13 protein-coding genes are annotated in these 14,330 nt (G+C 50.2%); all 13 read right to left on the reverse strand.

The features are described from left to right. A complete protein-coding gene (locus tag KJS65_RS19005; protein WP_213651451.1) occupies nt 1-450 on the reverse strand; it encodes a flagellar assembly protein FliW in 450 nt (149 codons plus the stop codon). Between the two features lie 84 nt (nt 451-534). Further along, nucleotides 535-1,098: a DUF6470 family protein gene (locus KJS65_RS19010; protein WP_213651452.1), complete on the reverse strand. Its 564-nt coding sequence runs from the start codon at nt 1,096-1,098 to the stop codon at nt 535-537. 23 nt (nt 1,099-1,121) lie between these two features. Beyond that, nucleotides 1,122-2,075 (reverse strand): flagellar hook-associated protein FlgL, encoded by a 954-nt coding sequence (gene flgL / locus KJS65_RS19015; RefSeq protein ID WP_213651453.1) that lies wholly within the window; start codon nt 2,073-2,075, stop codon nt 1,122-1,124. A gap of 20 nt (nt 2,076-2,095) precedes the next feature. Beyond that, nucleotides 2,096-3,658 (reverse strand): flagellar hook-associated protein FlgK, encoded by a 1,563-nt coding sequence (gene flgK / locus KJS65_RS19020; RefSeq protein WP_213651454.1) that lies wholly within the window; start codon nt 3,656-3,658, stop codon nt 2,096-2,098. A gap of 61 nt (nt 3,659-3,719) precedes the next feature. Continuing rightward, complete coding sequence (locus tag KJS65_RS19025; protein WP_213651455.1) at nt 3,720-4,220, reverse strand: flagellar protein FlgN; 501 nt, start codon at nt 4,218-4,220, stop codon at nt 3,720-3,722. 10 nt (nt 4,221-4,230) lie between these two features. Beyond that, nucleotides 4,231-4,515 carry a flagellar biosynthesis anti-sigma factor FlgM gene (gene flgM / locus KJS65_RS19030; RefSeq protein WP_213651456.1) on the reverse strand — a complete coding sequence of 95 codons (285 nt, stop codon included), beginning with the start codon at nt 4,513-4,515 and terminating at the stop codon, nt 4,231-4,233. 173 nt (nt 4,516-4,688) lie between these two features. Then, nucleotides 4,689-5,099: a TIGR03826 family flagellar region protein gene (locus KJS65_RS19035; RefSeq protein ID WP_213651457.1), complete on the reverse strand. Its 411-nt coding sequence runs from the start codon at nt 5,097-5,099 to the stop codon at nt 4,689-4,691. A gap of 141 nt (nt 5,100-5,240) precedes the next feature. Next, nucleotides 5,241-6,083 (reverse strand): ComFC family protein, encoded by an 843-nt coding sequence (locus KJS65_RS19040; RefSeq protein WP_244864645.1) that lies wholly within the window; start codon nt 6,081-6,083, stop codon nt 5,241-5,243. Nucleotides 6,084-6,208: 125 nt separating this feature from the next. Further along, nucleotides 6,209-8,326, reverse strand: a complete 2,118-nt coding sequence (locus tag KJS65_RS19045) for a helicase-related protein (protein WP_213651458.1) — start codon at nt 8,324-8,326, stop codon at nt 6,209-6,211. A 609-nt stretch (nt 8,327-8,935) separates the two neighbouring features. Continuing rightward, on the reverse strand, nt 8,936-9,319 hold the full coding sequence (locus tag KJS65_RS19050) for a hypothetical protein (RefSeq protein WP_213651459.1): 384 nt from the start codon (nt 9,317-9,319) through the stop codon (nt 8,936-8,938). Between the two features lie 169 nt (nt 9,320-9,488). Further along, a complete protein-coding gene (locus KJS65_RS19055; RefSeq protein ID WP_213651460.1) occupies nt 9,489-10,211 on the reverse strand; it encodes a response regulator transcription factor in 723 nt (240 codons plus the stop codon). Between the two features lie 4 nt (nt 10,212-10,215). Further along, nucleotides 10,216-11,370 (reverse strand): sensor histidine kinase, encoded by a 1,155-nt coding sequence (locus KJS65_RS19060; RefSeq protein ID WP_213651461.1) that lies wholly within the window; start codon nt 11,368-11,370, stop codon nt 10,216-10,218. A gap of 92 nt (nt 11,371-11,462) precedes the next feature. Then, the gene (locus tag KJS65_RS19065) at nt 11,463-14,174 is read right to left on the reverse strand and encodes a stalk domain-containing protein (RefSeq protein ID WP_213651462.1); all 2,712 of its coding nucleotides are present in this window, start codon (nt 14,172-14,174) and stop codon (nt 11,463-11,465) included. Nucleotides 14,175-14,330 lie beyond the last annotated feature (156 nt).

Consider the following 14,330-nt stretch of genomic DNA (forward strand, 5'->3'; position numbering starts at 1 on the left):
CTATTCACCCGCCTTTACTGAAAACTCCGTACCACTCTCCGACCAGAGAGGATGCCGGGTCTGATAATGAGAGTTATGCAGAACAATCTGTTTGCCAAGCCGCTTATCCGGATTTAAAATGACAGGAGCCAGCAGGTTAATGGTCGAGAGCTCCAGTTTTTCTTTTAAAGAAATCACGCAGCGGACATTCACCTGTTTATCAATCTGCAGTTCCTCGGTATCGGCCGGGGGCAGTTCAAATTCGTATTGTGGATAATAGTCAAACGGGTTCGCCAGCAAGAAGGCGAGCTCCTGCTCTTTCGTTGACTGCAAATAATGGAACCGACCTTCTTCCAGCGAAATCACAGCAAACTCCGTCTCTTCCTCGAAGGCCGGAATTCCTTTGGGAAAATGATAGACTTGGTCCTCGGCAATCTCCAGGTCTCCCCAAGAGGATGTTTTAATGATCACAAATACTCACTCCCTGTTTAAGTTGTTGAAATAAAGAAGACTATAGATGTCTCTGCAAGACGCATCTATAGTCCTGGTACGTATTTAACGCCTCGTATCCAGCTCCGGAGGGATATACTGCACCGAAGCATACTGCTTCATATAAATATCCAATTTACCGCGTGTATACTCAATCTCAGGTCTGCGAACCTCTACCTGCATATCCCTTGTCGCCTTGTGAAACTGGATATCCGGAGGGCGCGTATCAATTCGGATATCGACATTGTCCATGGATGCCGGTGTCCGGAATTCAGGAAAAGGTACTGGCTGCCAGTCCTCCCCATAAATATCGGCAATCGTATTCCCTGGTATGTGGATCGCTGCCGCCCGATTTCCCTCCTCAACCCGCCTTGCGATTCCCTGCAGATAAAGATCCTGAATCCCGGAATAAATTCTGGCATTCATATCAATAAAATTACCGCCGGTAAAGGCAGATCTGGCCATGGTCTGATCCACAGTCAACTCAGGCTGATACTGGTGTATTTCGAGTTCAGGTGGTGTTGTTGTCATCGATACATCGGCTTTAGGCTGCCTAATCGAATATTGGCCCAGATCTGCATCGATTCCAATCAAGGCAGGTGTTTGCCGAATTTGAAGAATAGGCTGCATTCAGACTGCCTCCCTCACTCTATCTATCTCAGAAAATCAACCAGGGTAGGCTGAATGATTTTGGAACCCGCAGACAGCGAAGCATTATAGATGTTTTCCTGAATCTTGGATTGCATGATCAGCTCCGAATAATCGGCATCTTCCGTCTTAGACTGTAAATCCGTTAAGTTGATATTCAGATCCGAAAGTCTGCCCTGCATCAATTCGATCCGGTTCGTCTTCGCGCCGAGTTCAGCACGGGTGGTCAAGACCGTTTCCATGCGACTATCCATTTTATCAAGTTGGGCGGATATGCCTTTAGTATCACCCTTTTCCAAACTCGCGGTCAGGCTGTCAATGATTTTGAAGATGTTATCCTCATCATCGCCTTTACCAAATACATCCGTACCGGTAATGTTAATCGGCAGCTGCACACTATCCCCCACACTGAAGTTAATGAGACCTTTGTCTGTTACCAAGGTATCAATACTCGATCCTACAAGCTGACCATTTACCATACCAGTAGTGTTTGATGTTCCATCCTCGTTCTTCAGAAAATCATAGGGTTTAGCATCAAAAGATTCGCCATTAAAAATGTATTTCCCGTTCAGCTTGCTGTTCGCGATATCAATCAGCTGTTCTTTAAGCTGGCCAACCTCTTGCTTGATGCTGTCCAGCGCAGATTGCGGATTGCTGCCCGTTGCAGCCTGCACGGTAAGTTCACGGAGCTTCTGAATCACGTCACCCGTCTGACCCAGCACGGTATCATTAAAGTCGAGCCATGACAACGCACTATCCACATTCTTCGTGTATTGTTCATTCGATGCCAGCTCTCCACGGTAACGCAAGGAGTAAGTAATTCCCACCGGATCATCGGATGGTTTGTTAAGCTTACGACCGGTCGACAGCATGTTCTGCGTATTGTTCATTTGCAGGGCGTTACGATTGAGGTTCAGCATCAGCTGCGAACTCATCATGTTGGATGTCACTCTAAGCATGATTCACACCACCTTTATCCTTATCTTCCTACAGTTCCTGTAGAGTTGATTAATTTATCAAGAAGCTGATCAAATGTCGTCATAAAACGGGCCGATGCGCCGTAAGCATGCTGATATTTGATCAGATTGGACATTTCCTCATCCAGGGAAACACCGCTGACAGATTGACGCTGGGATTCGACCTGCTCAACCAGTATGTCCGAATTCTGCGTCTGCCGGCTGGCTTCCTGCGCTTGCACGCCAAGCTGGCCTACCATCGTGTTGTAATAACCATCAATCGTTGTATTCCGCTTACCGTCCGCAGAAGCAATATTCGTCAGCTTCATGTTAGCCATCAGCAATGCCATGGTGTTATTTCCTTTGATGACTTTCTCGTCGGTGCCCGTTCCTTCTGTACGCATTGAGGATGCGATCAGGTTCGGATCTTCAGCGATTTTGGAGTTCAAACGAATGTTGCCGGCTGTGATCGGTTGCCCATCCTGGGAGGATTCAAAGAACGGCAGTCCACCCTTCGTGGTTCCATCCATGGTATAGCCCAGCTGATGAAGGCCGTTCAACCCTTTCACCGTAACTACCGTATCCTCAGTAACCGTACGACCTGTTACTCCATTGACCGTTACTCCATCCGGAAGTATGGTGCCTTTCGGAAGTGTAATTTGCATATCTCCATTGGCAAGCGTATTCGCCAGATCATCGAGTTGCTTCTTGTAATCTTTGACATAGCTTTCACGGGATGCAATCATGCCATAGACTTGGCCGCCTGTAAGATTCCCGGAAGTAAAAGCTTCCTCCAGGAAGTTTCCTCTATCAGTCGCATCCGTTCCGTCCACATCTACCAGCAGCTCAGACCCTTCAACGAGATTCTGACCATTCATGCTGATCGTATAGCCTTGATCGGTGTCGACAACATTGACATTGATGATCTGGGAAAGCTTGTCCGTGAGCAAATCCCTTTGGTCTCTTAAATCATTCGCATGATCTCCAAGTCCCTCAATGCGGGTGATGGATTGATTCAAATCTTTAATCTGGGTCAGGTAATTCTGGACTTCGCTGGCCTTCACACCAACATTGGTCGTCAAATCCTGGCTCATTTTATCCAGCTGACCGCTCATATAGTTCATGGCATCTGTCAGGGCAACCGCATTTTCTTTCACCACTTTGCGGGCGGACGCACTTTCGGGATCCTTACTGAGGTTGGACCAGGAGTTCCAGAAGTTATTCAGCACCTTGCTAATCCCTGTATCCGAAGGCTCGTTAAAAATCCCTTGCAGCTTATCGAGCGTGTCGGACTTGATAGACCAGCTGCCATTAGCATTCGTCTCACTGCGGTACTGGGTATCCAGGAAGCTTTCCCGGATACGCTCAACGGATTGGTATTCCACACCCGTCCCAAGCTGGCCGGGAGCGTTGGAGCGGTTCATTCCGTATGCTTCAATCGGACGGGAGGCCTGCATTTTCACCGTTTGCCGGGAGTAACCCTCTGTGTTGGCATTCGAAATGTTATGTCCTGTCGTATTTAGAGCGGCTGTCTGGGTGAACAGACTCCGTTTCGCTGTTTCTATAGAATGAAAAGTTGATGTCATTGATTATCCCCCTCAGAGTTCTGCATGGCGCAACCCGCGCTTGCCAGCATGGCATGAATACTCAGGCCCGTGAATCGAAAAGACCCGGCCGGCCCATAACGCTGCTTCGTTCGGACGGGTGTTGATAGGTAACATCCTGATTCGGTCTTCCTACCATAATGTCTAATGAAAAATCTATAAATGAAAGAGATTGCTCTATCAGCTTCTGATTTAAGTCGTTCGCTTCTTTCAGCCTTGCCAATGTGTCCGACAATTGCTTCTGTATATGGAGCAGCTTTTTCCTGTCCTCGATGTCGAAAACAAGCCGCGACAATTCCGTAAGGTTCAAATTCAACTGTGATTTAATGCCGCTTTCCTGCAAAAACTGATGCGCTGCATTCATTCGCTGCTGCTCCAGCTGTTCGATCTGCTTCATGCCCTTTGTCTCCTGATTCATCAGTTGAATGAGCGAATCCACATTGTTATCCACGATGGCTTTCTTCTTCTGATGAGCAAGATCCAGCATATTCTCATGCACTTGGTCCAGCTGCTCCAGAAGATTAATTAATGGTTGAACTGACATTTCTATTCACCTAATTCCCCGGAAACTTTTTAAAATAAGGCATGAGTTTCTCGGCAATTTCTCCGGCATCCACATGGTAAGTACCGGTTGATACCTGCTGCTTCAAATCTTGAATCTTCTTGACTCTGTCTGGATCAGAGCTGCGCTCCTTGGCCTCCAGCATTTCCATCGCCTCCGAGGAAATTGAAACCTCGTCCTTGCGGCGAGCCTGCTTCTGCGCTTCTTGCCGCTGGGTTTCGATATTCCGCTTGTAAGGGTTAACTCCACCAATTCTTCCGGTATCATTAATTTTCATATCTACACCTTCTTCCAATAATTTAAGAGACGCTCATTCTGCTGCGCTCTTCCCAAGTTTGAGCGGCTACTTTCGTAACTTGGAAAACGAAAAAACCGATAATCTTTACTAAGTTTATCGGTCATGAATGAAACATTATGAATAGATTTATATGTTTTTAGTCCGCTAGTCTGTTAATTGTGAAATTTATCGATGGCGCGATAGGCACCTTCGCCCTGTCTTCTAGTTCCCTGTTCCTTATTTGTGTCGTCCTGCGCCGCCTGGGTAAGCTCTTTCGTCAAGCGTGCACGGCAAGAGTCACACATATGGCCCTCACGGATCAATGTCCCGCATACCTCACAGGGATACATCAAATTAGGAGCATTCATTACGGAAATACGGCCCTCGCGGATAAACCGGGTAATCTGCTTGATCGAGACTTCGGTGGCCTCAGAAAGCTCCTGAATCGTTGCACCCTTCTCCTCACGCAAATATTGAACACAGATCTCATATTCATGTTCAATATCCTTGATGCAGTTTGGGCACATGTCTCTAAAGTTAGCCGCAAACAATCTGCCGCAGCGAGGACAATTTGCTAGATTCACTATTTACGCCTCCTGTTCATTGTCCAAAACAACCTGTTGATATGGTAATAGATTACCTTATCTGCCATTGCTTCGTCCATCCCTGAATTCATTTTTGCTAAACTTCGATTCTATTTTATCATTTTTATGGCAAATAATCTCTTATGAGCGGGCCCACGTCAAGCTGTAGACTTCCACTTGCATGCTGAACTGCTGTATAAAAGCCTGCTGCAGCACCTCTGCACAAGCGTTAATCGTGCTGCCCGTCGTATATATATCGTCAATTAGCAGAATTCGCATAACCCTTTGTAAAGGCTGACTTGAATCAATGCACATATTAAGTCCGCGGAAGTCTTGAAAAGAGAGCCCCTCCGGGTTCCATGCAAACACGTTTCTCATCGACTCGATTCGTTCCTGCCTTGTTTTAAAGCTCTGCTTGCCGGTATGCGCGCTTCGTACAAGCAGCGGAGAGACCGTGAGACGATGGAGTTGTCCGAGCCCTTCTGCCAGCACCTGCGCCTGATTAAATCCGCGCTCCATCAATCGGGTTGTACTGACCGGAACAAATGTGATCATATCGGGTTTCCAACGCATCTTGGAGACTGGCTGTCCGGCTCCTGAATGCAAGGCGCTTATCTCCCGTTCCATCTGTACCAAAGCATGACTCATCATGCGAATCAGCAGCTGTGCATACCGCTCATGTCCCCTGTATTTGTATTGGGCAAGCCATTCCCTCATCACGTCACTGTACTGCACAGCACTGCGATTCAATATGAACGCACGATGCCTTACCTCCATTCGCAGACAGTCCGGACAGCCAAAAGCCCTGCCGCAGTAAAGACAGCGCGGTCTGTTAATCCAAGGAATCCCACCCGCACAGCGTTGGCAAATTCCCGGCCAATCCCGTACCAGTCTGCTTTTGCCTCCGCATGTAAGGCAGATATTTCCGGGCGGGGCCAGCAAGTTACGGATGAAGTGAGTAAAAGCAGAGGATAATGCGCTCATAAAAAAACCTCCTTGATGGCTGGCTTAGCAATAAATCTATATCAAGTCATCTTCTCTACCCATAGATAAGTTTTAAGTAGGAAACACTCATGCCCCCACGCTATTTAACATAAGTTTGCCTAATGCTATGAGTCTTTCAGATAGCCATTCTTCCGTGCAATCCGGTTCATGCCCGCAATCTGCTTAACGGCCCTCTTCTGCGAAATCGTCCATTCCGGTGAAGCAAAAATGACCCTTCCCGCCGGATCCTCGGAAGATCGTCCTGCTCGTCCAGCCATCTGCACGAGTGAGGCTTCGTCAAAAAGCCCGCTGTCCGCATCTGCGATAAAGACATCGCTTCGCGGAACCGTTACACCCCGCTCCAAAATCGTCGTGGTCACCAGCAGCCGGATCTCGCGCTGGCGGAAGCTGGTTACTTTCACTGCGCGAAGCGGACCTTCAGAGGATGTGCCTTCTACACAGTAGTCGCTGAAAATACGGCGGAGGATGGTAACGAGCGGGTCAATATGACGGATGCGCGAAACAAACAGGAAGACCTGGGCATCCCGTTCCAACGATTGCCTTAGGGCTTCTGTCAGAGGCTTCAACAGCAGCAACTGCCTCAGGCATTGCTCGATGCTCTTTAGCGTAATCCGCTTCGGTACCGGCAGAGGATGGCCGTGAAAGCGCACCGGCACCTTGGCATGGATCAACGTGCCGCGTGCAGCTTCCTTTTGCAGCGGCCTTGGAGGTGTGGCAGAGAGATAAACGAATTTCCCGTCCGGCTTGCAGGCATTCTGAGCCGCAAAAGCCAGCATCGGATCATTGTGGTACGGAAAAGCATCCAGCTCATCGATAATGACCAGGTCAAACGCTTGATAAAATCGCATGAGCTGGTGGGTTGTCGCCAGCGTAAGCTCGCCTGCCTGCCACCGCTCGGTACTGCCTCCGTACAGCGTGACAATTCGCGTATCACCGAATGCTTTGGCAAGCCGCGGGGCCAGCTCCAATACCACATCCCGGCGGGGTGTGGCCACCAGCACGCGGCCGCCCTGTTCGAGGATCGAGCTGAGCAGCGGGAAGATCATCTCGGTTTTGCCCGCGCCCGTCACGGCCCATAGGAGGAAACGGGAGGGCGCAGTTTCTTCCTGAGCGTAACTCACAGCGCTTGGTGCACCCTTAACAGAGGGTGCACTCTTTGCGCCGGGCTGAGCCCGCCCGGCGCGGTAGGGCATGAGCGGCCACCACCCGTGGCCGCTCTTCACGGCGGAGCCCCTGCGGGGCGGCTCCGCCAGGAAACCCAGCGCAGCGCAGGCGGCATCGCCCTGCGCCGCGCTAAGCCCCCACCGCCCGCGCACCGCGGCGGTGGACTGCCCGGCCGCTCCGCGCACGGCCGGGGACCCTCCCGCTGCTGAGCGGAGCAGCAGCGAACAGGCGCGGCTGCGCCCTAGAGCGAGGCAGGCCTCGCAGTAGGCGCAGTCCGCGCGGCCGCACGCGGCGCATGCCGTGCGGCTAATGGCTTCGCTGCCGCACCGCCGGCAGCGGGGATGCCTGGCGCGGCCCATGCTCAGCGGGCCGCGTCCCCATCGCGGGCGGGCATCCGCCGCCACGCCCGCGTGAAGCGCAAGCCGGCCCTGCAGGCTGGCCAGCTGCGCGGCACTGTACCAAGCGCCCGCAAGCATGGGCGCCGATTCCTGCAGCAGCGCATCCACCTCCGCGGCAAGAAGTGATCTGCCCTGCAGAAGCTCACTTAGCAATGCTGCTTGTCTGCCGAGCTCCTCCGCAGCGCTTGCCGTATGTATTGCCGCGTCCATCCGGCCTGCCCCCGCCTGCTCAGCCAGAAGCAAGTGTACAGCTTCCGGAGCCGCCTCATGAATATCCCAAATCCACTGTCTCTGGCTGGAATCACACCCAAATGTAAAGCCGCTTCGTGTTTCCCATGCACTTCCACCAGAAATACCCGCATGCCCACTAATCGCGGCTCCCCTCTTCCAGTTCTCGCTTCCTTCATCCCCAAGCAGTTCACAGATCATCCGGTTCCAATTCCCAAGATCCCAGCTCTTCATTCCCGGCTGCTCCCCAAAGCCCTGCTCCAGCTTCACCGCAAGACTTAATGCCATCGATTCGGCCAGAAACACCACCCTGCCAGGGCTGCCAAGGCGATCTGCGGTCTGCGTCCACCACAGCACATCCACTCTCATATCCAGTGACCGTTGAATCGTCCAGACTTCCCCATTCCATATGGCATAAACCGCAATCCGCATCCGTTTATCCTCCTTCCTCTACCAGACGGACTTTCTTAAAAAATCAGCAGCCTATTCTTTTAATCTATTTTGCTATATTGATTGTGAATCGTTCGCCATGTAAGTAAGAGTCCACTTTTCACCCATTTATGCTCAAAAACTCTTATGCTTCAATGGGTATGCGTGGCCTGCATCATTTCCTTTCGCACTTATGCACAGATATAAACTCCTCAAGCTGCTTTTCTGGCCGATATTCAAAAAACTCATCCACAAATTCACAAATTCATCCCCATCATTCACAGGCTGCGGTGCAAATTACGCATTTTCGGTACGTTTTTTAAATTTTTAGCGATATCTGCCTGTGGGTAATCCTTTCTGCGCCATCATCCATGGCCCTAAACGATTTTTTAATCCACAGGAAAGAACGATAGAACCTCGCTCAACTTCCCCGTCAGTCTATTCCAATTCATTCCCCAGAGAATTTCGCCTACCTTCTCTCCTCATCATCGCCCCTGTCTCTCCGAGCTTCTTCCTCCAAACAGCAAAAAAGCACACCACCACGGTTACCCGTACAGAAGTGTGCTTCACATTTTATTTCCCCATATACCGCTTAGAGCCGCGGGCTTTTTCCTATACATAAGGAATATGCCCCGCTTCATGCGGATTTCGTAAATCGACCAACTTTACATCCGGGTCTGTGACATGGCTCAGGACTGAAAAATCCGTCGATACAGACATTTCAACGCCAGCGATTCCCTCAAGGCGATCGATAATGCCCAGTGTGTGATCATCCGAATTTACATCAAGCACCGTTATCCGAAGTCTTTTGCCTGTCATCAAAGCATACAAGCCAAGTGCCCGGATATACCATTCAATTTGACGCTCATGATTGGAAGTCACCAGAATATAGTGAATCCGGCGTGTATTTTTGCGCTTTTGCCAGGCATGATAGACATGAACCGCGGCAACCGCTAAAGCATACACCGTCAGAATCCATAATAGCGGGGTTAACATGCAGACTCACCTCCCTGTATACCAACACTATATGCCGGTATGGTCAGGTCGGTGAATGTAAGCGCATCATCAGCCCGCACCCTTTTCAGAAGTCACGGCTGCCGCCTATATCCAGTGGTAATTTTCACAATCGTTGACAATCAAAGCCTTTAATTCCATTTACATGGAATTAAAGGGTCACCCATCCGTATTTAATTGAGTTGATAACCGCTTGGGTGCGATCGTCAACCTCCATCTTCTGCAAAATACTGCTGACATGGTTTTTGACCGTTTTCTCACTGATAAAGAGAAACTCGCCAATCATCTTGTTGCTCTTGCCTTCCGCCATCAAACGCAGCACTTCCGCTTCGCGGCGGGTCAACGGATTGTTCTCGCCCGCAACGAATTTAACGCCTGCTTCACGCACGCCGCTCTCCGTCATGGCACCCGTCTCGTTGAGGAAGGTCATGCGGCGCAGCTGCTGAATCAATTTACCCGTTACTTTCGGATGAATAAAGGCATATCCCTCTTGTACCGAGCGGATCGCATTGATAAGCGACTCGGCCTCCATATCCTTCAGCAGGTAACCGTTCGCGCCTTTGCGCAGCGTTTCGAATACATAGCTTTCGTCATCATGAATAGATAGAATAATAACCTTCACATCCGGGAAGAGCTCGCGCAGTTTCTCGGTTGCCTCGACGCCGTTCTCCACAGGCATATTGATGTCCATGAGTACAATGTCAGGCTTGATTTCATTACAAAATTCCAATACTTGAATGCCGTCCCCGCATTCGCCGATGACTTCGATGTCATCCTCCATATTCAAAATGCGCTTCAGACCCTCGCGAAACAATTGATGATCGTCAGCCAAGAGGACTTTAATGTTTGTTTTGCCAGAATCCTTGTTTTCCATCTTGTTACTCCTTCCCCTTCTCCACGTTCGTCGGGATATGGATTACGATCTTTGTACCCTGGTTCTCTTCGGATTCCAGTTCCATTCTTCCTTCAAGCAGCTCCACTCTCTCACGCATGCCGATCAACCCGAAATGTTCCTTCGATTTCTGTTCCAGAAGCTCAACTTTAAAGCCTAGTCCATTGTCCTGAACAACAATTTTCACCAGTTGCGCCTGGTATGTAATTTCTACTAATACATAGGTCGGGTAGGCATGCTTGGCCGCATTGCTGAGCGCTTCCTGTACCAAACGGTATATGGCTGCTTCCATAGCGGAAGAGAGGCGGTGCTCTTTGCCCCGCGTTTCAAAAATGGTTCGGATTTTCGTTTTCTCCTCAAAATCATGCACGAATTTCCGCATCGTAGGAATCAGTCCCAAATCATCGAGAGCCATCGGGCGAAGATTGAATATCACCTTCCGCATTTCCTCAAGGCTGGAGCGCACTTGTCCCTTCAAATCTAATATTTCGTCCTGTACCATCTTAAATTCCTGCTTCACCATCATTCTTTCCACAATTTCTGTGCGGAGAACCAGATTGGCAAGCAGCTGTGCAGGGCCGTCATGAATTTCACGGGCAATGCGTTTTCTTTCCTCTTCCTGAGCCAGTATGATTTTCAGACCGATTAGCTGGCGGTTCTTGGCCGTTTCGATAATCCGTGTCACCTGTCCCAGTTCGCCTGATAAGTACTCCATTACCACACCCATTTGTGATCCGATGGATTCAGCACGTTCAACAGAGTTCTCGACGTTTCGGACTCTCTTTTGCAATTCATCGCGTCTGGCCTTCAGATACATTTCCTTTTCGCGATAAATCATAACATCAAGCTGAAGCTGCGTAGCCTTTTCATAGGCCTGCCTGATGTCGTCCTCCTTGTAACGGACGAAGTCCCGGCTGACTTCCGTCAGCCGGACGCGCGAACGCCGGTAGTTCAGCTCCAGCTGATCCACCTTTTGCAGCGTTTCGATCGTTTCCTTCATCACAAACTGCAGTTCCTGATTCAAAGAGGCAAGTTCGTCACGGGCCGCCTCAAGAATCTCAAACATCTGATATTTGCTGTTCTCCACCACCTGGATGGCGTTCTTAATGACGCGGTCTATCGCATCGGCTTGAAAATCCACGTATTTCTACTCCATTTCTTACCTCTACAGTTCTATACAGAATGAGCTGACATGCATGTTTTCTAGTTCATTTCTATACATATCATACCATATCACGATTCGATGGTGACGGTCTTCGTTTTCTGTTCCCATTTTACATTTAATCCTAATTGCTCGGATACGAGCCGAAGTGGGACTAAAGTACGACCTTGACTGATGTAAGGTGCGACTTCCGCCCCTTTACGTTTGCCGTTGAGGATAAAATCCTTATTTCCGACTTTCAGATCCATGACTTTTCCGCCGCGGGTGATCGTAATTCTCTGATTGGCCGGATCCCAGGTTGCCTTGCCTCCAAACGTATCGAGAACGTATTTAATTGGAATATATGTGCTGCTGTCTTTCATCACCGGAGCGGCTTCCATCGTTTTCTTCTGTCCATTGGTTGTGAAGGCCTTCTGGCCGATCGTCATCTCGACTTTACCGGTTGGCAATCCCGCTTCACTGGACAGGGATGGCATGGTGAACTTGATGTTATCAAAAGCAACCGTACCCGTCTTCGCGCGCTCATCCTGACCCTCTTCCACATTCACAACATATACCCGCTTCAGCTGCGCCGGGAAGGCGATTCCTTTATCGCTGAGATCGATATCAAGCGTCTTCCAGCCATCCCAATCAATCGTTTTGGCCAGGTCTACATAAACCGTATTGCCATTGTTGTCCTTGAGCTCTGCACGCGCCCAGTTCAGGCTGTGATCGCCCATGACATCAATCTTCATCGAGGTTGCCGGAGCTGCAATCGTCTTGCCAGTAGAGCCGTTAAGTTCAGCGTAAGCATACATTTTTCCAGTTCCTGCGGTCATGTCATATGTCAACTGAAGTACTTTGGAGTTAGCGTGATCCCCGCTACCCTGCGTTATGGCTGCCGTACCGCTCACTTGAGCGCTGTTGCTCGTAAACTGCACCGGATAGCTGGCATTCTCGAAATTCTCCCACATGTCTTCGCCGGCTGCCGATAGCACGACGGCTGTACTGAAGCCGTTGTAACGGGCAATGGCATAACCCACCTTGGCGTTTGCATCCACAGACGTTACCGTCAGCTTGCCATTCTGTACGCTGCCCTTGAATCCGATGAACTCCCACTTCAGAGCGCTATCAGGCACATCCACCTGTTGGCCGTCCTTCGTCGTTGCCTTCACCGGTACAGATACCGTACTGCCCGCCTGAAGCGGCGCGGTTGCTGAGCCTACACTGAGTGAACTCAGATCATCGGCGCCCAGTACCTTCACGTCCATGCTTGTGCTGGCTTGTCCGCTGACTGCTGTGATTTTGGAGACGCCTGGCGTCACACCCGTTACCGTCTGACCGCTGACTTTGATATTACCGTTGCTGGACTTCCAGGTAGGTGTAAGACCGGAAGTGTCAACCGGATTGTAATAGGTATCATAGCCTTTGAGCTTGAACGAAGCCTGCTGGCCAATCAGAATCGCGGAGCTTCCGCTGATTTTCAGACCCTTCAGCTCGCCTTTGGGAGCATTTGTATATACGCCCACAGCGTTAACGACACTGCGCTGCTCCTTGCCGTATTCCGTGTTGAAGGTCAATACCGCATCATCTTCTGCCAGCGGACGGCTGACCATCGTCGTGGAACCCCCGCCGTCGAGATTGAGGCCTTTCCATACCCCGATATCCACCATGAAGGATTGCAATTCGCCAAGCGACATGCCGGCGCTGCTATCATTCTTCTCTACGGCAATGATATAGGCATAACGCTGGTCCTTCGAATAACCAAGAGATGTTCTTGCCCGGTATCCGCCGATGCTGGAGACATCCCGGGAATAAGCCGTCGCTTTGCCGTTATTCACCAGAATCGTATGGCCGCCGATCATCGTCTGCAAATTCGCAGGGTCCACGGATTGTCCCATTGTTTTGGACTTCAGCATGTAATTGGTATTCAGCTTCTGGCCTACGACCAGATGGGCTTTTACAAAATCGGCAGCCGTGCCATGTGTCCGCAAAATATATCCGTCCTGCGGCACCGCCATATCGGCAAATCCGCCCTGATCCGAAATTTGCGTGATGACATTGTTTTGCACCAATACCTCAATCGGTGTGGTTGCACTATTTTTAGGACGCGTAGTGGACTTCCATGCGCTGGTATAAATGTACATCGCATTCACATGACTGTATGTAGAGCTGCTGCTCTCCGGGTTGTAGGAGGTTTTGTTGATCCCCGCGAGCGGGAAGCTGGAACCGTCCTCCGCTGTAACGGAGCCGTCAAAAGAAAACTCATCAATAATCGGCTTGCCGTCCGTCGTCACCGCAAAGGAATACATCCCTTTAATATCCGAAGGCGTCGACAGAAGCTGTCCATTCGTCACCTGTCCGCCAATGGGAGCCCCGTCTGCACTTGTATTAAAATAATCCCCGTTCACCGCAGCCACCGCGCCGCTTTCCTTCGCCATGCCGCCTGTGCTCTGCTTGGTCGTGAACTGGCCATCCTTGCCGTTCATGACATCCATCTTCACATACGGATTCTGCAGATCAATCCGGATCACATCCGCCAGCGCAATGGCCTGTTTCCCGGAACGCGTTGTCGTAAATCTGTATTTCGTCAAAATCGCACCCGATGTTACCGGATTCTCCCCCAGCTTCGTAACCGACGATGCCGCCGCACTGGCGACCGACGAAATCGAATGCCCGTTCAGCGGAATCCCGCTGCCTACCACCGGCGCAACAAAGAGCAATCCTGCCAGGGATACGACCATCCACTTTTTCCCTGAAGTCATCCCGCTTTTATTCTCATTCAGCCTTTTATTCCATTTCATGAAACGCTACTCTCCCATCTTATTAACACACGTACTATCCCCATTTGTTAAATGAACCTACGAATCTACTGACGTTATTCAATGTAAAAATGTTCCTCTGATTAGACGCAAAAACGCCTATAACTCTCTCACAATCTTCTAAAGAGGTTACTATCT

Origin of the sequence: Paenibacillus sp. J23TS9 (assembly GCF_018403225.1) — a bacterium.
Taxonomy (GTDB): Bacteria; Bacillota; Bacilli; order Paenibacillales; family Paenibacillaceae; genus Paenibacillus_AQ.